This window comes from Brachybacterium sp. AOP24-D1-21 (assembly GCF_052378665.1).
Classification (GTDB): Bacteria; Actinomycetota; Actinomycetes; order Actinomycetales; family Dermabacteraceae; genus Brachybacterium.
Map to the genome: position 1 here is coordinate 99,337 of NZ_JBQSXX010000002.1, position 21,296 is coordinate 120,632.

Sequence of the window (21,296 nt, forward strand, 5' to 3'; positions counted from 1 at the left end):
TCAGTTCGTCCTCGGGTTCGCGGCGGGCTCCTCAGCGAGCATGTGGTCCTGCAGCGCGACCTCCGGGTGATGGAGATCGAAGGCGGGACGCTCGGAGCGGATCCGGGGCAGGGAATGGAAGTTATGACGCGGCGGCGGGCAGGACGTCGCCCACTCGAGCGAGGCGCCGTAGCCCCACGGGTCGTCGACCTCGACCTTCTTGCCCTTGACGTGGGTCAGCACCACGTTGAGCAGGAAGGGCAGGGTGGAGACGCCCATGATGAAGGCGCCGACCGTCGAGATCTGGTTCATCCAGTCGAAGCCGTCCTCATGGAGGTAGTTCACGTAGCGGCGGGGGGCGCCGTCCACACCCAGCCAGTGCTGGATGAGGAACGTCATGTGGAAGCCGATGGTCAGCAGCCAGAAGTGCAGCTTGCCGATCCCCTCGCTGAGCTTGTAGCCGAACATCTTCGGCCACCAGAAGTAGAAGCCCGCGAACATCTCGAAGACCACGGTGCCGGCCATCACGTAGTGGAAGTGCGCGACCACGAAGTAGGTGTCGGAGATGTGGAAGTCCAGCACCGGCGAGGACAGGATCACGCCGGTCAGACCACCGAAGATGAAGGTGGTCAGGAAGCCGAGGGTGAACAGCATCGGCGTCTCGAAGGTCAACGACCCTCGCCACATCGTGCCGACCCAGTTGAAGAACTTCACGCCCGTCGGCACTGCGATGAGCATTGTCATGAAGGCGAAGAAGTCGAGCATCACGGCACCGGTGGTGTACATGTGGTGCGCCCACACGGTCACAGAGAGGGCGGCGATGGAGATCGTCGCACCCACCAGGGTCTTGTAGCCGAAGATCGGCTTGCGCGAGAAGACGGGGATGATCTCCGAGGCGATGCCGAAGAAGGGCAGCGCGAGCACGTACACCTCGGGGTGGCCGAAGAACCAGAACAGGTGCTGCCAGAGCACCGGTCCGCCATTGGCCGGGTCGAAGATGTTCGCGTCGAAACGGCGATCAGCGCCCAGCGCCAGCAGTGCGGAGGCCAGCGGCGGGAACGCCATCAGCACCAGCACCGCAGTGATGAGCGTGTTCCAGGTGAAGATCGGCATGCGGAACATGGTCATGCCCGGCATGCGCATGCACAGGATCGTGGTGATGAAGTTGACCGAGCCCAGGATGGTACCGAATCCCTGCAAGGCAAGTCCGAAGACCCAGAGATCACCCCCCAGGCCCGGGGAGAACGTGGTGTCCGACAGCGGCACGTACGCGAACCAGCCGAAGGAGGCAGCTCCTTGCGGGGTGAGGAAGCCGGAGACGACGATCAGCGAGCCGAAGCCGGTGATCCAGAAGGCGAACATGTTCAGGCGCGGGAACGCCATGTCGACGGCACCGATCTGCAACGGCACCAGGTAGTTGGCGAAGCCGTTGAACAGCGGGGTGCCGAACATCAGGAGCATGATCGTGCCATGCATGGTGAACAGCTGGTTGTACTGATCCTTGGAGACCACGACCTGCAGGCCGGGCTCCCAGAGCTCGGTGCGGATGCCGAGGGCGAGCAGACCCGCGAAGCCGAAGAAGGCGAAGGCCATGCCCATGTACATCATGCCGATCAACTTGTGATCGGTCGTGGTCAGGAGCTTGAAGATCTGCGTGCCGAGATTGGTCGGCCGCTCCTCCTGGAACCGTCCGGCCACCGAGGTGCTCGGTGCGGCGGTGGTCTCGGTGCTCACTCGTTCTCTCCCTCGGTCCCGGTGGAGACGGTCTCCTCGGTGTAGCGAGGACCGGCGTCATCATGCTTCTCTCGCATGCTCCACTCCTCGTGGTTGCGGTTCAGGTCGACACCCAGCTGACCCTCGTTGCCCTGCTCGCGCAGCTCTTCCATGTGCGCGTCGAACTCCTCCTGGGAGACGACGACCACGTTGAACAGCATGTCCGAGTGGTACTCGCCGCAGAGCTCTGCGCACTTGCCGGCGTAGGTTCCCTCGGTGGTCGGGGTGACCTGGAAGCTCGTGGTGTGCCCCGGCATCATGTCCTTCTTGTACAGGAAGTCCACGACCCAGAACGAGTGGACGACGTCGCGCGAGTCGAGTCGGAACTCGACGGACTGACCGACGGGCAGGTACAGCGTGGGCAGCGCATCGGCGGCCGCGTCATCCCCGTCGGCATCCACCTCGCCGGTCGCGAAGGACTGGATGCCCGCAGGCTCGTGGACGTTCTGGTCCACGTAGTTGATGTCCCAGCTCCACTGCTTGGCCACCACGTTGACGGTGTAGTCCGGCTCCGCGACATGCATCTCGATCTCGCGGGCGTCACGCTGCGTGAAGTAGAAGAAGGTCAGCACCATCACCACCGGAACGAGCGTGAACATCAGCTCGAGCGGCACGTGGTAGCGCAGCTGCACCGGGAAGCCGGTGTCATTCTTGCGACGGCGGTAGGCGATCGCGCACCAGATCGTGAGGCCCCAGATCATGAGGCCGACGAGGACCAGCACGGTCCAGGAACCGACCCAGAGGTTCGTGATGCGCTCGGTCTGGCTGGTGACCTCCTGGCCATCTTCCCGACCGGGCAAGAACCCGCGCTGCTGCGCCTGGGTGCAGCCCGCGAGGACCAGAGTGGCCAAGGCGAGGCCTGCTGCTGCTGCACGGCGTCCACGCCGCGCGCGCTGAGGGACCTGGGGGATCACAGAGGATGACCTTCCGCTCGTCGTCTCCACCCGCGACTCCGGAGCGAGCACACTGGCTCTCCCCGGCCCCGTGGTGCGGAGCTGGTACTTATATGGGCGGTACATACCCACAGTGCCGCGCCCTCCCCACGAGGAGAAGGCCGTGACCGGCCACGGGGGCCCGCCACTTGACGGCACGCTGTCATCATACGGCTTTTCGGAGGTGGTGAGGCCACCTCGACTCGCCGCAGAGCGCCCTGCCCAGGGCTCCGTGACCGGTCCGTGATCTGCAGGTTGCTGCGGTCACATGAAAACAGGCCCGGTCCGGTGACCTGATCGTCACCGGGCCGGGCCCGTCTCATCCGGGACGTACCCCGCCTCTGGGCGGGACCGCTCCGCAGGGGACTCAGCTGAAGGAGTCGCCGCATGCGCAGGAGCTGCCTGCGTTGGGGTTGTCGATCGTGAAGCCCTGCTTCTCGATGGTGTCGGCGAAGTCGATCACCGCACCGGAGAGATAGGGGCTGCTCATCTTGTCGATGATGACCTCGACGCCGTCGAACTCGACGACCTGGTCGTTGTCCATCAGGCGCTCATCGAAGTAGAGCTGGTAGATCAGTCCGGAGCAGCCGCCGGGCTGGACTGCGATCCGCAGGCGGAGGTCGTCCCGACCTTCCTGCTCCAGCAGCGTGGTCACCTTCTGCGCAGCGCCGGAGGTGAGGGTGACGTCGTGCGCCGCAGTCGGGCGCTCAGTGGTGGGCGTGGTCATGCGTTCCTCCTCGAAGCTCGTGTCCAGCCAGGATACGCCTCGGCGCTGCCGAACGGGGGGTGGAGGTCCCGGCGATCCGCCACACTCTCGACCCCGGTGCCCGGGACGGGCGTGCATCGAGCTCGCCGCTGATTCACAGCACCCCGCGGAAGAGCGCGAGCAGGATCACTCCCGCGTATCCCAGCACCACGCCCGCGACCGCGCCGGTGGCCCCGTCCCGGCTGCGCCCGGTCAGCACCATCGACGCCGCTGCGACGAGCACGGCGATGACCGCGATGAGCCCCCACCACACGAAGAAGTAGCCGGCGATGAAGCCGATGATGATCCCGAGGAAGAGGAGCGGGATCATCAGGGGCGAGACGGTGGGGCTCCCACCGCCGGAGGGCTGGCCAGAGGTGTTCACGTGGTCCGCCCGTCGAGGGAGCCGGCGCTGCGCAGCAGCAGCGCTTCGGCGAGGCACACTCGTGCGAACTCGCCGAGGTGGAGGGATTCATCGACTCCGTGAGCTCTGGACTCGGGGTCCTCGACTCCGGTGACCAGCACCTCTGCTTCAGGGAACACCTCGAGAAGGTCGGCGATGAAGGGGATGGATCCCCCCAGCCCGGTATCCACGGCCGGCGTGTCCCAGGCACGGGCGAAGGCGTCGCGGGCGAGGTCCATGGCCGCGGACTCCTGGCGCGCGCTGTACGGCTTGCCCCGTTCGCCGCGGTGCACTGTGACCTGTGCGGTGGCGGGCGTGTGCCTCTCCAGATGCGTGACCAGTGCCTCCATCGCCGCATCTGGGTCCTCGCCCGGCGGGATGCGCAGCGAGACCTTGGCCCGAGAGACCGGCACCAGAGTGTTCGAGGCATCTCGCACGCTCGGCGCGTCGATCCCGATCACGGACAGCGCGGGCCTGGTCCACAGGCGCGAGGTGAGCGAGCCGGTGCCCGAGAGCTCGAGCCCGTCGACCACACCCGCATCCCGGCGATAGTCGGCCTCGTCCATCTCGACCGTCGGGTCCGCTGCACGGATCAGCCCTTCGACGGCGACCTCGCCGTTCGCGTCATGCAGGGTGGCCACCAGGCGGGAGAGCTGGGTGAGGGCGTCCAGCACCGGACCACCGAAGAGGCCCGAGTGGACGGCATGGTCCAGCGCACGCACCTCGACCACGAGATCGACCACTCCCCGCAGGCTGGTGGTCAGGGCAGGAGTGCCCACAGCCCAGTTGGCGGAATCCGCGACGATGATGAGATCGGCGGCGAGACGATCCCGGTAGGTCTCGATGAAGGGACGGAAGGTCGGTGAGCCCGCCTCCTCCTCGCCTTCGATGAAGACCGTCACCCCGACGCCCTCGGCGGCGAGCTCCTCGCCGACCAGGCGGAGCGCGGTGACGTGAGCCATCACACCAGCCTTGTCGTCGGCGGCGCCGCGGCCGTACAGCCGACCATCACGCTCGACCGGCTCGAAGGGCGGGCTGGTCCAATCCGAGAGGTCGCCAGTGGGCTGGACATCGTGGTGGGCATAGAGCAGAACGGTGGGCCGGCCAGCGGCGGCAGGCGTGCGGCCGATCACCGCGGGGCTTCCACCGTCGACCGATTCGATGCTCACTTCGGCCAGGCCGGCGCCGCGCAGCAGCTCGGCGACTGCCTGGGCGCTTCGCTGCACCGGGTCGCGGTCATAGCCGTCGAAGGCGATCGAGGGGATGCGGACGAGGTCCTTCAGATCATCGATCGCGGCCGGGAGCAGCGGTTCGAGACGTGCGCGCAGCGCTGCGACCTCGTCGGGGTCTCCGGGGGCGGCAGAGTGCCGGAGGGAATGGTCAGGAGTGCTCATGGACGTCACCGTACCGCCGGGGCTCCCCCGTGCCGAAGTGACGGCGCGATGTGACTGCTCACGCCGGGACGGGTCCCAGGAGACGTCGCCTAGACTGCCCTGGTGATCTTCCGCAAGTCTGAGACTCCCCCGAACCCTGAGCCCGCACCGCTGAACGCGCGTCCCGGCTCCAAAGGGCGACCCACCCGCAGCCGCAAGGAGGCCGAGGCCGCTCGTCGCAGGCCGCTGGTGGTCGACGACCGCAAGGAGGCCCGCCGTCGTGATCGGGAGAAGGCCAGCCAGGAGCGCATGGAGGCGCAGCAGGCGCTGATGACCGGCGATGAGAAGAAGATGCCGCTCCAGCATCGGGGGCCGCAGCGCAGTTTCGTGCGCGATGTGGTCGACACGCGACGCAACATCGCCGAGCTCTTCTTCCCGATCGCCCTGATCTTCATGCTCGTGGCTCTCGTGCTGCCACTGATCCGCCCCGATCTCACGACGCTGCTGAGCACCGGCATGATCGTGGTGCTCTGGGGTGGTATCGCCCTGTGCGTGGTCGACTCGCTGTTCCTGCGGAAGCGGCTGCGACGCGAGCTCACCGAGCGCTTCGGCGAGGTGCAGCAGGGCCTGGTGGGCTACGGGATCATGCGCGCGATCCAGATCCGCCGGTTCCGTCTCCCCCGCCCGCAGATCAAGCATGGTGAGCAGCCGCGCTGAGCCGGACTCCACGCGGCATCTGAGCCGCCCCGGACCGCGCCGCAGAGGCACCGCACCGCGGGACGGCCTCTCGACCGCACGGGAGAACGACTGCACGACGGAACGGCCACCCGGCAGAACGGCCGACGCGATCTCTCGCGTCGGCCGTTCTGTCGTGCGTCTGCCTGCTCAGGCGTCGGTGGCCTCGGGGGCCGCCTGCGTCTTCGCCTTCTCCTCGCGCACGGCGGGCTTGGCGTCGACGCCGGCCTCCTTGCGCTGCTGCGGAGTGATCGCCGCGGGAGCCGCGGTCAGCGGGTCGTAGCCGTTGCCGGTCTTGGGGAAGGCGATGACCTCGCGGATCGAGTCCTCCTTCGCCAGCAGGGCGACGATGCGGTCCCAGCCGAAGGCGATGCCGCCGTGCGGCGGGGCGCCGAACTGGAAGGCGTCCAGCAGGAAGCCGAACTTCTCCTGCGCGTCCTCCTCACCGATGCCCATGACCTTGAACACGCGCTGCTGCACGGACTGGTCGTGGATGCGGATCGACCCGCCACCGATCTCGTTGCCGTTGCACACGATGTCGTAGGCGTAGGCCAGTGCAGACCCCGGGTCGGTGTCGAAGGAGTCCATGAACTCCGGCTTCGGGGAGGTGAAGGCGTGGTGGACCGCGGTCCACGAGCCCTCTCCCACCGCGACATCGCCGGCGGCGCGCGCATCGGCCGCGGGCTCGAACATCGGGGCGTCGACCACCCAGACGAACGCGAAGGCGTCGTGATCGATCAGGCCCAGACGCTCGGCGATCTCGGCGCGAGCGGCGCCGAGCAGTGCGCGCGAGGACTTGGCCTCGCCAGCCGCGAAGAAGATGCAGTCACCGGGGGTGGCCCCGGTGGCGTCGAGCAGCCCGGCCTTCTCCGCCTCGGAGATGTTCTTGGAGACCGGCCCGGTGAGGGAGCCGTCCTCTTGGACCAGGACGTACGCGAGACCCTTGGCGCCGCGCTGCTTGGCCCATTCCTGCCAGGCGTCGAGCTGGCGGCGAGGCTGGGACGCCCCGCCAGCCATGACGACCGCGCCGACGTACGGGGACTGGAACACCCGGAACGGCGTGTCCTGGAAGTACTCGGTCATCTCGACCAGCTCGAGGTCGAAGCGCAGATCCGGCTTGTCCGAGCCGTAGCGCCGCATCGACTCGGCGTAGGTGATCCGCGGGAACGGCGTCGTGATCTGATGGCCGCCCTTGGCCCAGACTGCGGTGAGGATCTCCTCGGCCAAGGCGATCACGTCCTCCTGATCCACGAAGCTCATCTCGACGTCCAGCTGCGTGAACTCGGGCTGGCGGTCGGCGCGGAAGTCCTCATCGCGGTAGCAGCGCGCGAGCTGGAAGTACTTCTCGACACCGCCGACCATGAGCAGCTGCTTGAACAGCTGCGGAGACTGCGGCAACGCGTACCAGGAGCCCGGGGCGAGCCGCGCAGGCACCAGGAAGTCGCGAGCGCCCTCCGGGGTGGAACGGGTCAGAGTCGGGGTCTCGACCTCGAGAAAGCCCTGGTCCAGAAGGGTGTCGCGAGCGGCACGATTGACGTCCGAGCGCAGGCGCAGCGCCTTGGCCGGTCCCTGGCGCCGAAGGTCGAGATAGCGGTAGCGCAGCCGCGCCTCCTCGCCCACCTCACTGTGCTCGTCGAGCTGGAAGGGCAGCGGGGCAGAGGCGCTGAGCACCTCGACGCTCTCCGCAGTGACTTCGATCTCGCCGGTGGGCAGCAGCGGGTTCTCATTGCCCTCGGGCCGCTTGCCCACCGTGCCCACGACCTTCAGGACGTATTCATTGCGCAGGTGCATCGCTTCGTCCTCACGCACCACCACCTGGGTGACGCCGCCGGCGTCGCGCAGATCGAGGAACGTCACACCGCCGTGGTCACGGCGACGGCCGATCCAGCCGGTGAGGGTGACGGTCTGTCCGATGTGCTCCTGGCGGAGCTCACCGGCGGTATGGGTGCGCAGCACGAGGTGTCCTTCTGAAGGGGTCAACAGGTCACGGCACCGTCATGCTCGGAAGCACGCGGCGGCCATCACGCAGATCGCGTGGACTGCTCAGCCTACCGCGCAGCGTGAGGGATCTCGCCACCGCAGCACTGTCGCACCGGCCATCACGCCCGTAGACTCGACGATGGTCCGACCTGCGAGATCGCAAGTCTGTTTTCGCCCAAGTTCGCCTGAGCCGCATCATGCCACCGCATGATCCTCGTAGCGCGAGATGTAGGGCGCCCACGCCCAATGAATGGGCAATCACGCCCTGCGACACGTTAGGGCTTGTTCACCCCCTGACTGTCGAAGGACACCATGACTGAAACCTCCCCTGCTGCTGCGCCCGAGAACGTCGACGCCACCGTCGAAGAGGCCGCAGCCGCCGCGCCTGCTGCCGAGGCCACCGCGCCGGCCACCGAGGCCGCCGCCCCCGAAACCGAAGCCCCCGTTGCTGAGGCCCCCGTTTCTGAGGCCCCCGTTTCTGAGGCCCCCGTTGCTGAAGGCGAGACCTCCGCTGCTGAGGCCCCCGCCGCCGCCGAGGCTGAGGTCCCCGCCGGCCCCACCTTCGATGACATCGCCCTGCCGGCACCGCTGCGCCGCGCCGTCGACGAGCTCGGCTTCACCACCCCGTCGGCCATCCAGTCCCAGGCGATCCCGCCACTGCTGGAGGGTCGCGATGTGATCGGCGTCGCCCAGACCGGAACCGGCAAGACCGCCGCCTTCGGCCTGCCGCTGCTGGCCGCGATCGACCCGAACCTCCGTCAGGTGCAGGCCCTCGTGCTCGCCCCGACCCGCGAGCTGGCGATGCAGGTGGCCGACGCCATCGCGTCCTTCGCCACCTCGATCGGAGGCCTCGACGTGGTCGCGCTCTACGGCGGCTCCCCCTACGGCCCGCAGGAGCGTGCACTCGCCCGCGGTGCGCAGGTCGTCGTCGGCACCCCCGGCCGCGTGATGGACCACATGCGTCGCACCAACCTGCGCCTGGACACCATCCGCTTCGCGGTGCTCGATGAGGCCGACGAGATGCTGCGGATGGGCTTCGCGGAAGACGTCGAGGAGATCCTCTCCCACTCCCCCGCCAGCCGCCAGGTCGCGCTGTTCTCGGCGACCATGCCCTCCGCCATCCAGCGCGTGGCCCAGACCCATATGAAGGACCCGGTGCGCGTGAGCGTGTCCCCGCAGTCCTCGACGGTCAAGAGCGTCACCCAGTCCTACGCCGTGGTGCCCTTCCGGCACCGCACCGGCGCTCTGGCCCGGGTGCTCGCGACCTCCGAGGCGGAGGCGGCGATCGTCTTCGTGCGCACCCGCGCCGCCGCGGAAGAGGTGGGCTCGGCCCTGGTGGCCCGCGGACTGATCGCGGCCTCGATCAGCGGTGATGTGCCCCAGAAGGAGCGCGAGAAGATCGTCGAGCGGCTGCGCGACGGTTCACTGCAGGTGCTGGTCGCGACCGATGTCGCCGCCCGCGGCCTGGATGTCGAGCGCATCGGTCTGGTCGTCAACTTCGACGTGCCCAAGGAAGCCGAGTCCTATGTGCACCGCATCGGGCGCACCGGCCGCGCCGGCCGCACCGGCGAGGCGCTGACCTTCATCGGCCCCCACGAGCGGCGCCAGCTGAAGAACATCGAGCGGGCCACCAAGCAGACCCTCGCGGAAGCTGTGATCCCGTCGCCGCGCGACGTCTCCAAGCACCGCCTGGCCTCTCTGCTGAAGCAGGTCCCCGAGCGCATCGAGCGCGGTCGGCTGGAGCTGTACCGCGAGCTGATCGGCGAGTTCCTCACCGAACAGGGCATGGACCCGCTCGAGCTGGCCGCGGTGCTCGGCGCGATGACCGTCGGCGATGAAGGCCCCGGCTCCGCATCCGAGGAAGAGGAGTTCACTCCCTCGAAGCTCTCGGGCGATGACCGCTCCGGCGATCGCGGCTCCCGCGAGTCCCGCGAGCCGCTGCAGACTGAGCGCGGCTACACCTCGTACAAGGTCGGGGTGGGACACACCCACGGCGCACGGCCGCCGGGCATCGTGGGTGCGATCACCGGTGAGGGTGGTCTGACCGGGAAGGACATCGGCAAGATCCAGATCTTCCCGAACTTCGCCCTGGTCCAGATCCGCGGCTCCCTCTCCTCGGAGCAGATGGAGCGGATCTCCCGCGCCAAGGTCGGCGGGCGTGAGCTGCGCATCGGGCCGGATCATGGCCCCCGCGGCAGCAGCGGACCGCGCCGGGACGGCGATCGCCCGTTCCGCCGGGATGATCGTCCGCGCCGTGATGGCCGTGAGGACCGCGGTGGTCGCTTCGACTCCAAGCGCCGCCCGTTCCGTCGCTCTGAGGGCTGAGCGCCCCTCTCAGCGGACCCGCTGAAAGAGAACGACCCCGCCACCGAGATCGGTGGCGGGGTCGTTCTTCGTGGTCATACAACGCGGTCACGCAGCACAGTCACATTGCGTGGTCACACAGCGTGGAACTGTGTGGTCACACTGCGCGGAGTGGGATTCTCAGTCCTGCTTCTCCTGCGCCTCGGTGTACGCCTTGCGCACCTCATCCATGTCCAGGTTCTTCACCTGGCCGATGAGATCCTCGAGGGCGGACTGCGGCAGGGCGCCGGCCTGGGAGAACACCGGGATGCCCTCGCGGTAGGCGACCAGGGTCGGGATCGACGTCACGCCGTAGCGCATCGCCAGCTCCTGCTGGTCCTCGGTGTCGACCTTGGCGAAGGTGACGTCCTCGTGGGTGTCGGAGGACTCCTCGAAGATCGGGGCGAAGCGCTGGCACGGCACGCACCAGCCTGCCCAGAAGTCGATCAGGACGATGCCGTCCTCGACGGTCTTGTCGTGGTTCTCGGTGGTCAGAGTGAGCGTAGCCATGTCCCCTGGAACGCCGCGGCACCGAGGATCATTCCCTCTGCGCCGCGGCGTGACTCAGATCACCGGGCGGCTCAGGTGCTGGGCATCCCCGTGCCCGCCAGGATGCGCACGTTCCGGTCCTCCGTCGGCGGCTCCCAGGCAGCCGCATCGGCGACCGACTGCTCCCCGCTGCGGATGTCCTTGACCTCATCTGCGGCCCCGTCGGTGCCCGGGAACCAGATGAACGGGATACCGCGGCGATCGGCGTAGCGGATCTGCTTGCCGAACTTCGCCGCTGCGGGCGCCACCTCGCAGGCGATCCCGCGGCTGCGCAGAGAACGGGCGGCGGCGTCGCTGAGCGCTCGGTGCTCCTCGTCGGCGACGGAGACCAAGACGCATGTGGGCACCGCGCGGGAGGGCGTGGCGAGGTCCGCGGAGAGGAGCCGGGAGACCAGCCGGGACAGCCCGATCGAGAGCCCTACTCCGGGATAGGTGTGGCGGTTGTCCGCGGCCAGCGAGTCGTAGCGACCGCCGGAGCAGATCGAGCCGAGCGACTCATGCCCGGCCAAGAACGTCTCGAAGACGGTGCCCGTGTAGTAGTCCAGCCCGCGGGCGATGGAGAGGTCCGCCATGATCACGCCGGGCACCGCCGCCTCGACCCGCTCGAGGACCGCGGTGAGCTCGGCGATGCCCTGCTCGAGCATCTCGCCACTGCCACCGAGATCGCGCACCTGCTGAGCGAAGGAGCCGTCGCGGGTGCGGATCGCGGCGAAGTCGAGGCAGGCCTGCGCCTGCTCCGGAGTTGCACCGGTCTCGGCGAGCAGCAGATTCCGCACCGCCTCCGCACCGATCTTCGGAAGCTTGTCGAGGCTCCGCAGCACCGCGGACTGGTCCTCGAACCCGATCGAGCGGAAGAAGCCCTCGGAGAGCCGACGGGTGTTGGCATGGATCGTGAACGTGGGCAGCGGGAGCCGGTCGAGGATCTCGGCCATCACCGTGGCGACCTCGGCCTCGATGTGCCCGGGGAGGGTGTCCTGCCCGATGACATCGAGATCCGCCTGGTAGAACTCGCGGAAACGGCCGTCCTGGGGGCGTTCGCCGCGCCACACCTTCTGGATCTGGAAGCGGCGCAGCGGGAAGGCGAGGTCGTTCTGGTGCTCGAGCACGTACCGGGCCAGCGGCACGGTGAGATCGAAGTGCAGCCCCAGGGTGCGCGAGCGATCCTCGCGACCCGGATCTGCGCCCTCCTCTTCAGCGTGGAGGCGCCGCAGGACGTACACCTCCTTGTCGATCTCCCCCTTGCGCAGCAGCTGGTCCAGCGGTTCGACGGCCCGCGTCTCGATGCCGGAGAAGCCGTGCAGCTCGGCCACTTCGCGGAACACGTCGATCACGTGCTGCTCGACGAGGCGCTCCGCGGGGAGCCACTCCGGGAATCCTGACAGGGCGGCGATCTTCGCCATGCGGTGCACATCCTTCTGGGGTTGGGCCGAGTGCCGGGTCCCATTATCCCCTTGTCCCCTCCCGTTGTCGGCGATCGATGTATCGGAGGGCAGGACCGGTCCATCCAGATCCACCGGCCACGGTAGAGTTCCGTGACGTGGTTCTCCCCTCATCGGGGCAGTCCATGTGCCAGCCCGGCCGCCGACCATGGCGGCAGTGTCCCGCCCCGCAGCGGATCCCTTCGAAGGAGCTCAATCGTGAGCGAGTCCGAGACTCCCGTCCCCGCGTCGAACCCCGCCGCTCAGCCCGCCGAACCGGCCGCTGATCAGCCCTCGATCTCCCCGACCGCCCCCGATCCCGCGGCGGAGACCACCGACGCCGGCGCATCTGTCAGCCCTGCAGAGCCTGCGGCTCCCGCAGCAGAGACCAGCACCGAGAGCGATCCGGCCGCAGCTGCCCCTGAGGCGCCCGCTGCGGAGGACGTGGTGGACGACACCGCCGACGCCGCCGGTCCCGAGACGGGGCAGATTCCCGAGGCCGACGGTCCCACCGACGCCGAGGCTGGCGCCGACTCCGATTCCGACGCTGGCGCTGGCGCCGACTCCGACACGGAACAGGCGGCGGAGCCCGTCGGGGATCCGGCCCCCGCGTCCGCTGCTCCGACTCCGGCGCCGAAGCCGCCGGTGCCCGGGGCGCGCGGGCCACGGCCGAAGCCCATGGTCCCCTCCCCCGCGGCGATCGCGGCGAAGAAGCCCAGCGCCGCGCTGCTGCCGGTCGCGCCGCCGGTCACCGAGTACGCCCCTGAGCAGATCGCCGCGGCCGCAGCCTTCGGCACGGTCGGCGAAGACGGGACCATCACGGTCCAGGACGGGACCCAGGTGCGCACCATCGGGACCGCCACGGGAACCGATCCTGAGGCGGCTCTCGAGCCCTACGCCCGGGGCTACCTCGATCTGGTGGCGTTCCTCGACCTCACGCAGTCCACGCTGAACGCTCCCGAGCACACCCAGAACGAACTGAATCGCCTCCTGGAGAATCTGCGGAAGAACCTCAAGGAGCCGCAGGTCGTCGGGGACATCCCGGCGCTGCGAGCCCGCGCCGGCGAGCTGCGGGAGCAGGCTAAGGAGAAGATCAGGGCGCTCGAAGCCCAGCGTACGGAGGGCCGCGAGGCCGCCGCCCGTCAGCGCAGCGAATTCGTCGAGTCCATCGAAGCGCTGGTCGCCACTGATCCCGAGCAGCTCTCCTGGAAGAACGCCGGCGACACGATGCGCCAGATGGTGCCCACCTGGAAGCAGATGCAGTCCGAGGGAGTCCCCCTGGACCGCCCCACGGAGGAGGCGCTGTGGAAGCGGCTCTCCGCGGCGCGCGCCACCTTCGACCGGATGCGCAAGCAGTTCTTCTCGCAGCTCGATGAGAAGCACTCCGAGGCCGCCAAGGTCAAGGAGGGCCTCATCGCGCGGGCCGAGGCGATGCAGGAGTCCACGGACTGGGGCACGACCGTCCGTGCATACAAGGATCTGATGGCCGAGTGGCGCGCGGCGCCGCGCGGCGGGCGGAAGAAGGACGACGCCCAGTGGAAGCGCTTCAAGGCCGCCCAGGACACCTTCTTCTCGGCGCGCAACGCAGATCTCCATGAGACCGAAGAAGAGCAGCGCAAGAACCTCGAGGTGAAGGAGTCCCTGCTGACCGAGGCTGAGGTCATCGACCCCACCAAGGACCTCGAGGGTGCCAAGAAGGCGCTGCGCTCGGTCCAGGATCGGTGGGAGGAAGCAGGCAAGGTGCCCCGCGGGGACATGCGGCGCATCGATGACCGCCTGCACGCCGTGGAGCGCGCGGTGAAGAACGCCGAGCAGGACGAATGGCGTCGCACCGATCCTCGGACCAAAGCACGTGTGGAGGGCGCCTCCTCGCAGCTGCACTCCGCGATCGCGTCGTACCAGGATGCGCTCGACAAGGCCGTCGCCGGCGGTGACCCGTCGAAGATCGCTGAGGCGGAGTCAGCTCTCGAGGCTCGCAAGGAATGGCTCGCAGTGATCGAGCGCTCCGCACGCGACCTCGGCTGACGCCGCCGACTGTCGACCACCTCGGCGCCTCAGCTCGCCGGCTCCGCGAGGAACGACCGTTCCTCCACCGCCCCGTCTGTCCACAGGACAGGCGGGGCGATTGCCTTCGGTCCCCCTCCTTGCCAGAGTCGGTCCATGGAACTGCTCCTCTCCTCCCGCCGCACCGTCCCGCAGAACGCCACCGGTCCACCGGAGACGCCCCCGCCCCCGGGACTCGGTCCCGTCCGTGAGGTGCCAGGGCTGACCTCGATCGGCCTGTGCGCAGCCTGGTCAAGGCATGCGGCCGAGCTCGCAGTCCCCCTCGGTGCGGCCCTCCAGCGATGGGACGAGACCCCGTCCACCCACGCCCTTGTGGCCGACGGCTATCTCACCCGGATACTGCCGGGCATCTTCCTCCCACCCGATCTGCTGCGCAGCGCGGTGCAACGAGCGCTCGCCCTCGGCTGCGCTCTGGGCGCCCAGCTGCAGGCGCATCACGTCATCGCGGGTCTTTCAGCGGCCTGGGTGGTGCTGGGCGGGCCTTCACCGGCCTATGCGGAGCTGCTCTCCCCCGCCCATCGCGGCGATCAGGCTGGGGTGGTGCTGCGACACGCCCGGTTGCAGCCGGACGAGGTCGAGACGATCGGAGGGGCCCCGGTCACGATCCCGGTGCGCACTGCAATGGATCTGCTGAGGTTCGCTCCCCCATGGATCGCAGAGCCGACATTGCAGCGACTGGTCGCAGAGGGCCATGCTCAGGTTCCCCAGATTCGCCAGCGCCTGCACCGCATGCATCGCCACCCCGGCGTGCAGGCGGCCAGGGAGCGGCTCGAGCAGATGCTGGGAGATCAGCGGGTGAGCAGCGGGGCGCTCGAACCCACCGGTCTGCCGTCGGCCGTGACCCGATACACGTCGTAGACGCCTTCGATGCGCCGCACCTGCGCGAGGACCGACTGCAGATGGGAGGGGTCGGCGAGCTCGAAGGAGAAGAACGTGGTGGCAAGGCGATCGGTGTTCGAGTGGGCGGAGGCTGACTGCAGATTCACCTGCTGCTCTGAGATCACCAGTGCGAGATCCGTGAGCAGGCGGGGACGATCCAGCGCCTCGACCTTGATGTGCACGAGATAGGCCGTGCTGTGCCTCCCCGACCACGCCACCTGCACGATCCGATCCGGTTGCTGCTCCTGCAGCTGGATCGCATTCGCGCAGCTCTCGTGATGGACCGAGATCCCGGAGCCCCGGGTGATGAACCCCACGATCGGGTCCCCCGGAACCGGAGCGCAGCACTTCGCGAGCTTGACCCACAGATCCGAGTGCCCGTCGACGATGACGCCCTGATCCGTCTCGGAGGTATGCCGCTCCGCGCGACCACCACGAGGCCGAACCCGCGAGGGCAGCGTGATCTCCGCGAGATCCTCTGCGGCGCCCTCGGAACCGCCGAATGAGGCCCGCAGCTTCTCGACCACGTGCTGCGGACCGGTATGGCCCTCGCCGATCGAGGTGTACAGCGCATCCACCGACGCGAGGTTGAGGTCATCCGCGACGGTCGCGAGGGTCTCGTGGGTCAGGAGACGCCGCATCGGCAGATCCTGCCGGCGCAGCGCCTTGGCCAGCTCCTCCTTGCCCTTCTCGAGCGCCTCCTCTCGGCGCTCCTTCGAGAACCAGTGACGGATCTTGCTGCGGGCACGGGGCGACTGCACGAAGCCGAGCCAGTCGCGGCTCGGGCCTGCGTCGTCCGACTTCGAGGTGAACACCTCGACCACGTCGCCCGTGGACAACGACGACTCGAGGGACACCAGGCGGCCGTTGACCCGCGCCCCGATCGTCCGATGCCCCACCTCCGTGTGCACGGAGTAGGCGAAGTCGACGGGCGTCGCCCCCTGTGGGAGGGCCAGCACGTCCCCCTTGGGGGTGAAGACGTACACCTCCTGGGTGTTGATCTCGAAACGGAGCGAGTCCAGGAACTCCCCGGAGTCGGTGGTCTCCTTCTGCCAGTCCATGAGCTGGCGCAGCCAGGCCGCGTCGTTGGCGATGGGCGTTGCGTCCGCCCCGCCCTGCTGGGCGGCCATCGCCTTGTACTTCCAGTGCGCGGCCACCCCGTACTCGGCACGGCGGTGCATCTCCCGGGTGCGGATCTGGATCTCCACCGGTTTGCCGGTGGGGCCGATCACCGTGGTGTGCAGCGACTGGTACAGGTTGAACTTCGGCAGTGCGATGTAGTCCTTGAACCGGCCCTGCACAGGGGACCAGCGAGCGTGCAGCGTGCCCAGCACCCCGTAGCAATCCCTCACCGAATCCACCAGGACGCGCACCCCGACCAGGTCGTAGATGTCCGAGAAGTCGCGACCGCGGACGATCATCTTCTGGTAGATCGAGTAGTAGTGCTTGGGTCGCCCCGTGACTTCGGCCTTGATCTTCGCCTTGCGCAGGTCCTCGTTGATCTGCGAGGAGACGGTCGAGAGGTACTGCTCGCGGGCGGGCGCGTGCTGGGTGACCAGGGAGACGATCTCCTCGTACACCTTGGGGTAGAGCACCTGGAAGGAGCGGTCCTCGAGCTCCCACTTCATGGTGTTCAGGCCCAGGCGGTGCGCGAGCGGAGCATAGATCTCCAGGGTCTCCTTCGCCTTCCGCTCGGCAGAGGCGGCGGGGACATACTTCCAGGTCCGGGCGTTGTGGAGGCGGTCGGCGAGCTTGATCAGCAGCACCCGCACGTCGCGGCTCATCGCCACGATCATCTTCCGCACCGTCTCGGCCTGCGCGGCCTCCCCGTAGGTGACCTTGTCGAGCTTGGTGACCCCATCGACCATCACGGCGATGACCTCACCGAATTCGGCGCGCAGCCGCTCCAGCGAATAGTCGGTGTCCTCGACGGTGTCATGGAGCAACGCCGCCGCGACCACCTCGGCAGGAGACCCGAGCTCCCCCAGGATCGTCGCGACCGAGACCGGATGCGTGATGTAGGGGTCGCCGCTCTTGCGGGTCTGTCCCCTGTGCGCACGCTCGGCGACGGTGTAAGCCCGCCGGATGACGTCCAGGTTCTCCTTCGGGCTCACCGCGGTCATCGTCTCGAGCAGCGGCGCCAGCAGCGGATCCACGCCGGTGCCGGCGCGGGGCGCGAAGAACGACAGCCGGGAGCGGGTGCGCCGAGGGACCGGCGAAGAGGGTCGAGGCGAGGGGGCGGGCTGCGCCACCGGCTGGTTGCCCTGGTCGCCCGACCCGGCAGCGTCTGCCTTGGCCGGCTGGGATGCGGGCTGCTGCGACATGCACACCTCCTGGCTGAGATTCATCAGTCTACGCGCGGGTCACCGATGCGCGGACGGTGTCCGCCCACCGCTGCACCGCCGTGAAGCCCGCCGTGGATTCCGCTGTGGAGCGGGAGGCCTGGCAGGTTCAGTTCTTGAGGGTCCACACGGTGGACAGCGGCACGCCCGGCAGCTGGTCACGGCCGCCCAGGCCGTCGAGCTCGATGAGGAACGAGGCTCCGAGGATCTCGACGTCGAACCGTCGGGCAAGCTCGATGGTCGCCGCCGCGGTGCCACCGGTGGCCAGCAGATCGTCGACGACGAGGGTGCGGGCTCCGACGGGCAGCGAGCTCTCGGGCAGCTGGATCTCGGCGCTCCCGTACTCGAGGTCGTAGGTCAGCCCGACCGGATCGCCCGGGAGCTTCCCCGCCTTGCGCGCCGGGATGAAGCCGGCTCCGATCTCATAGGCCAGCGGCGCACCCAGCACGAACCCGCGAGCCTCGGTCCCGATGACGTACTCGACGCCCTCGGGGATCAGGGTCGTCCAGTAGCGGATCACGGCACGCAGCGCGTCCGCATCTCGCAGCAGCGGGGTGATGTCGCGGAACAGCACTCCGGGCGTCGGGAAGTCCGGGTACTCGGCGATGTGGGTGTGCAGCAGCGTCTCGATCTGCGCTGCGCTGGGCACGGAACCGCTCACCTGCGGCCTCCCTTCGGGGTGCTGCGCTGGCTTCGGTTCGAGCGGCGCGGCTGATGACGCTCACGAGCGATCGCCGGCTGACCGTCGGTCTCGGGCTCTTCGCGCTCCTCGGCGGACTCGTCGTCCGTGCCGGGACCCTCGATCGTGCCGGGATCCTCGACATCCGCTCCGACCGTCTCCGTGACGGACGTGGTGGGGTGTCGCACCGCGGGTGCCGCCACGCTCTCGCCCCGGCGCTCGCGCAGCACCTGATCGGTGTGCGCAGCGATCTCGGGCTCACGGCTGCGCAGCTCCACCAGGAATCCCGGTGCCAGGAAGATGGAGGAGTAGGTGCCCACGATGATGCCGATGAACAGTGCCAGCGAGATGTCCTTGAGCGTGCCGGCGCCGAGCAGGAACGCGCCGATCGCGAGGATCGAGCCGATCGGCAGCAGAGCCACCACGGAGGTGTTGATCGAGCGCACCAGGGTCTGGTTCGCAGCCAGTTGCACCTGGTCGGCGAAGGTGGTCCGCCGCTGGCGGGTGAGGCCGTCGGTGTTCTCACGGACTTTGTCGAAGACGACGATCGTGTCGTAGAGGGAATAGCCCATCACGGTGAGGAAGCCGATCACGGTGCCCGGGGTGATCTCGAAGCCCACCACCAGGTACACGCCCGCTGTGACCAGCATGTCGTGGACCAGCGCAGCCATCGCTGCCAGAGAGGCCTTGAGGTTGCGGAAGTACACAGCCATCATTCCCGCGACCAGCACCAGGAACACGATGACCCCCCGGAGCATCTTCTGGGTGACGTCCCCGCTCCACACCGGACCGATGTAGGAGGTGGAGATCGCCTCCGGCGAGACCTCGTAGGCGGCGGCGAGATCCTGCGCGAGGGCGGCAGTCTCCGTCGAATCGAGCTGCTCGGTCTGCACCCGCACGGTGTCCTGCCCGAGCACGGTGATCTTCGGCTCGCGGTCCGGCAGGTGATCGCGCACCACATCGCGGGCGGAGCTCTGCTCGGTGTCCGAGACTCCTGCGATCTGGAACTCGGAGCCGCCGGTGAACTCGATGCCGAGGTTCGGTCCGCGCAGGCCTGCCAGCGCAGCGAGCAGCACGATGCTGATCGCGCTGATCAGGTACCAGGTCTTCCGGCGGCTCACCAGCGGGATGATCCGACGCCCTGCGTGCAGGTCGTTGCCGAAACGGGCGAAGGTCGCGCTCATCGGCTCTGCTCCTCGGTGTCGTCCTCGCCGGTCACGGACCGGTCCTCGGGGTCGGGGCTCGTCTGCCCGGGGTCGTCAGGGTCACTCTCCCCGCCTCCCGCGAGAGCAGCCTGCTCCGCGGCCTCCTTCTCCAGGCGGGCACGGCGCACAGCGATCGGCTCCCGCACCTCCTCCGCAGCGCTGCCACGGCCTGCTCGCTCCCCGGTCAGCCGTACCCGGCCACGTCCGGCATAGGCAGGTACATCACGGTCCAGACGCGCCGGATCCAGCCCGCTCCAGGGATGGCCCTTGCCGAAGAACCGGGTGCGCACCAGCGCCTGCAGCACGGGATGGGTGAACAGGAAGACGACCAGCAGGTCGAGCACGGTGGTCAGCCCCAGGACGAACGCGAAGCCCCGCACCCCGCCGGTGGACAGCACGTAGAGCACCACGGCAGCGATCAGGTTCACGGTGTCGGAGGCGAGGATCGTACGCTTGGCGCGATCCCAGCCGTGGTCCACCGCTGCGACGATCCCGCGGCCCTCGCGGATCTCGTCACGAACTCGTTCGAAGTAGACGATGAAGGAGTCCGCGGTGAAGGCGATCGCGACGATCAGCCCCACCACACCAGCCAGTGAAAGGCGGTAGCCGATATCCGGGATGTTGGACAGGACGGTGAGCGTGGCGTACGTCAGCAGGCCCATGATCAGCAGGCTCGAGGTGGTGACGATCGACAGGAGGCGGTACTGGGTGAAGGCGTACAGGACCACCAGCGCCAGGCCGATGAGACCGGCGATCAGTCCCATCTGCAGCTGATCGGCGCCGAGGGTGGCGGAGATCTGCTGCTCGGACGCGACCTCGAACTCGAGCGGGAGCGCACCGAATCGCAGCTGGTCGGAGAGCTGGCTGGCCTCTTCCTGCGAGAAGTTGCCGGAGATGGACGCCTCCCCACCGGGAGACGGCTCCTGGACCTCAGGGGCGGAGATGACCAGCCCGTCCAGCACGATGCCGAAGGCCGCGGTCGCGCCCTGCCCGCCGTAGAGGGCCTTGGTCATCTCGGAGAACGACGCCGCGGTGCTGTCGTTGAAGCTCATGTTCACGACGTAGTAGCCGGTGGCCTGGCCGGTGGGCGTGACATCCGAGGCCACGCCCGAGCTCTCGATCGCCGAACCGGCGACGACCTCGGGGCCGAGCAGGTACTTCGCGGTGCCGTCCGGAGCGCATGCCACCACGGGTTCGTCAGGCGCGGCCGCAGCGGCTCGCTCCTGCTGCGCGGCAGGGTCGACGCAGTCGGCGCTCATCAGCTCGGTCTGGACCTCCGGTGTCAGCCAGTCCAGGCTCCAGGCCGGGTAGGGCAGGTCGCCTGCGGCGGGAGCAGCCGGAGGCGCGAGCGAGGAGTCCTCGCTGATGAGGCCATCGAACAGGTGCTGGGAGGGGTCCGCGGGCGCGCTTGAGCTCTCCCCCGGGTCCTGACCACCGGCATCGGACGCCTCGCCGCCGCCGTCGGAGGGCATCGGCTCGCCGGAACCCTCCGGCGCCACGACACCGAGCACCGGCCGGAACGACATCGAGGCCGTCTGTCGGACGGCCTCCGAGGTCGCCTGGTCCAGCTGGCCCGGGACATCGATGACGATGTTGGTGCCGCCCTGCACGGTGATCTCAGTCTCCGCAACGCCCATGGCGTTGACCCGCTGGCTCATGATCTGGCGAGCCTGCTCCATGGCTGTCGCGTCGATGGCCGAGCCATCACGCGACTGCGCCTGCAGGATGATCTGGGTACCGCCCTCGAGGTCGAGGGCGAGTTTGGGGGCTGGCTGCCAGTCGCCCTTCCAGACCCCGGCACCGATCCCGCCGCCGAGCAGCAGGATCAGCACCGCAAGGGCCGCGAGGGCTATGCGACGTGCGGGCATGGTGCGAAGTTCCTCAGGACGGCGGACGG

General features: G+C 68.5%; 16 protein-coding genes. 4 read left to right on the forward strand and 12 right to left on the reverse strand.

The features are described from left to right. From ctaD to ACT3UF_RS15190, 5 genes are all read right to left on the reverse strand, one after another. Window positions 1-1,713, reverse strand: a complete 1,713-nt coding sequence (ctaD, locus tag ACT3UF_RS15170) for an aa3-type cytochrome oxidase subunit I (protein WP_444608422.1) — start codon at window positions 1,711-1,713, stop codon at window positions 1-3. Beyond that, the gene (gene ctaC, locus ACT3UF_RS15175; RefSeq protein WP_442332252.1) at window positions 1,710-2,666 is read right to left on the reverse strand and encodes an aa3-type cytochrome oxidase subunit II; all 957 of its coding nucleotides are present in this window, start codon (window positions 2,664-2,666) and stop codon (window positions 1,710-1,712) included. Before ctaC ends, ctaD begins: the two co-directional genes overlap by 4 nt. A gap of 385 nt (window positions 2,667-3,051) precedes the next feature. Beyond that, entirely contained in the window at window positions 3,052-3,411 is a 360-nt protein-coding gene (gene erpA / locus ACT3UF_RS15180) for an iron-sulfur cluster insertion protein ErpA (protein WP_441445669.1), read from the reverse strand. A 133-nt stretch (window positions 3,412-3,544) separates the two neighbouring features. Beyond that, window positions 3,545-3,814 (reverse strand): hypothetical protein, encoded by a 270-nt coding sequence (locus ACT3UF_RS15185; protein WP_444592404.1) that lies wholly within the window; start codon window positions 3,812-3,814, stop codon window positions 3,545-3,547. Then, window positions 3,811-5,226 carry a dipeptidase gene (locus ACT3UF_RS15190; RefSeq protein WP_444608423.1) on the reverse strand — a complete coding sequence of 472 codons (1,416 nt, stop codon included), beginning with the start codon at window positions 5,224-5,226 and terminating at the stop codon, window positions 3,811-3,813. The genes ACT3UF_RS15185 and ACT3UF_RS15190 overlap by 4 nt, the downstream gene beginning before the upstream one ends. 102 nt (window positions 5,227-5,328) lie before the next feature. Between ACT3UF_RS15190 and ACT3UF_RS15195 the strand changes: the two genes are divergently transcribed. Next, window positions 5,329-5,922: a DUF3043 domain-containing protein gene (locus tag ACT3UF_RS15195; protein ID WP_442332255.1), complete on the forward strand. Its 594-nt coding sequence runs from the start codon at window positions 5,329-5,331 to the stop codon at window positions 5,920-5,922. A 168-nt stretch (window positions 5,923-6,090) separates the two neighbouring features. On the opposite strand, the gene aspS is transcribed toward ACT3UF_RS15195, so the two are convergent. Continuing rightward, window positions 6,091-7,896, reverse strand: coding sequence for an aspartate--tRNA ligase (aspS, locus tag ACT3UF_RS15200; protein WP_444592402.1), 1,806 nt, complete (start codon window positions 7,894-7,896; stop codon window positions 6,091-6,093). A 336-nt stretch (window positions 7,897-8,232) separates the two neighbouring features. Between aspS and ACT3UF_RS15205 the strand changes: the two genes are divergently transcribed. After that, window positions 8,233-10,245, forward strand: a complete 2,013-nt coding sequence (locus ACT3UF_RS15205; RefSeq protein WP_441445664.1) for a DEAD/DEAH box helicase — start codon at window positions 8,233-8,235, stop codon at window positions 10,243-10,245. Between the two features lie 159 nt (window positions 10,246-10,404). Here the strand turns inward: ACT3UF_RS15205 and trxA are convergent, their stop codons facing one another. Both trxA and hisS read right to left on the reverse strand, forming a co-directional pair. Beyond that, a complete protein-coding gene (gene trxA, locus ACT3UF_RS15210; RefSeq protein WP_441445663.1) occupies window positions 10,405-10,773 on the reverse strand; it encodes a thioredoxin in 369 nt (122 codons plus the stop codon). Between the two features lie 71 nt (window positions 10,774-10,844). Further along, window positions 10,845-12,212, reverse strand: coding sequence for a histidine--tRNA ligase (gene hisS, locus ACT3UF_RS15215; RefSeq protein ID WP_441445662.1), 1,368 nt, complete (start codon window positions 12,210-12,212; stop codon window positions 10,845-10,847). 237 nt (window positions 12,213-12,449) lie between these two features. On the opposite strand from hisS, the gene ACT3UF_RS15220 reads away from it, so the two are divergent. Then, window positions 12,450-14,255 carry a DUF349 domain-containing protein gene (locus ACT3UF_RS15220; RefSeq protein ID WP_441445661.1) on the forward strand — a complete coding sequence of 602 codons (1,806 nt, stop codon included), beginning with the start codon at window positions 12,450-12,452 and terminating at the stop codon, window positions 14,253-14,255. 135 nt (window positions 14,256-14,390) lie between these two features. After that, window positions 14,391-15,152 (forward strand): hypothetical protein, encoded by a 762-nt coding sequence (locus ACT3UF_RS15225; RefSeq protein WP_441445660.1) that lies wholly within the window; start codon window positions 14,391-14,393, stop codon window positions 15,150-15,152. Here the strand turns inward: ACT3UF_RS15225 and ACT3UF_RS15230 are convergent. The 4 genes from ACT3UF_RS15230 to secD form a co-directional block, all read right to left on the reverse strand. Beyond that, window positions 15,083-17,497 carry a RelA/SpoT family protein gene (locus tag ACT3UF_RS15230; RefSeq protein ID WP_441445659.1) on the reverse strand — a complete coding sequence of 805 codons (2,415 nt, stop codon included), beginning with the start codon at window positions 17,495-17,497 and terminating at the stop codon, window positions 15,083-15,085. The two genes, ACT3UF_RS15225 and ACT3UF_RS15230, sit on opposite strands and share 70 nt — an antisense overlap. Before the next feature lie 127 nt (window positions 17,498-17,624). Beyond that, on the reverse strand, window positions 17,625-18,176 hold the full coding sequence (locus ACT3UF_RS15235; protein ID WP_441445658.1) for an adenine phosphoribosyltransferase: 552 nt from the start codon (window positions 18,174-18,176) through the stop codon (window positions 17,625-17,627). Next, window positions 18,173-19,378: a protein translocase subunit SecF gene (gene secF / locus ACT3UF_RS15240; RefSeq protein ID WP_441445657.1), complete on the reverse strand. Its 1,206-nt coding sequence runs from the start codon at window positions 19,376-19,378 to the stop codon at window positions 18,173-18,175. Before secF ends, ACT3UF_RS15235 begins: the two co-directional genes overlap by 4 nt. After that, a complete protein-coding gene (gene secD, locus ACT3UF_RS15245; protein ID WP_441445656.1) occupies window positions 19,375-21,267 on the reverse strand; it encodes a protein translocase subunit SecD in 1,893 nt (630 codons plus the stop codon). Before secD ends, secF begins: the two co-directional genes overlap by 4 nt. Window positions 21,268-21,296 lie beyond the last annotated feature (29 nt).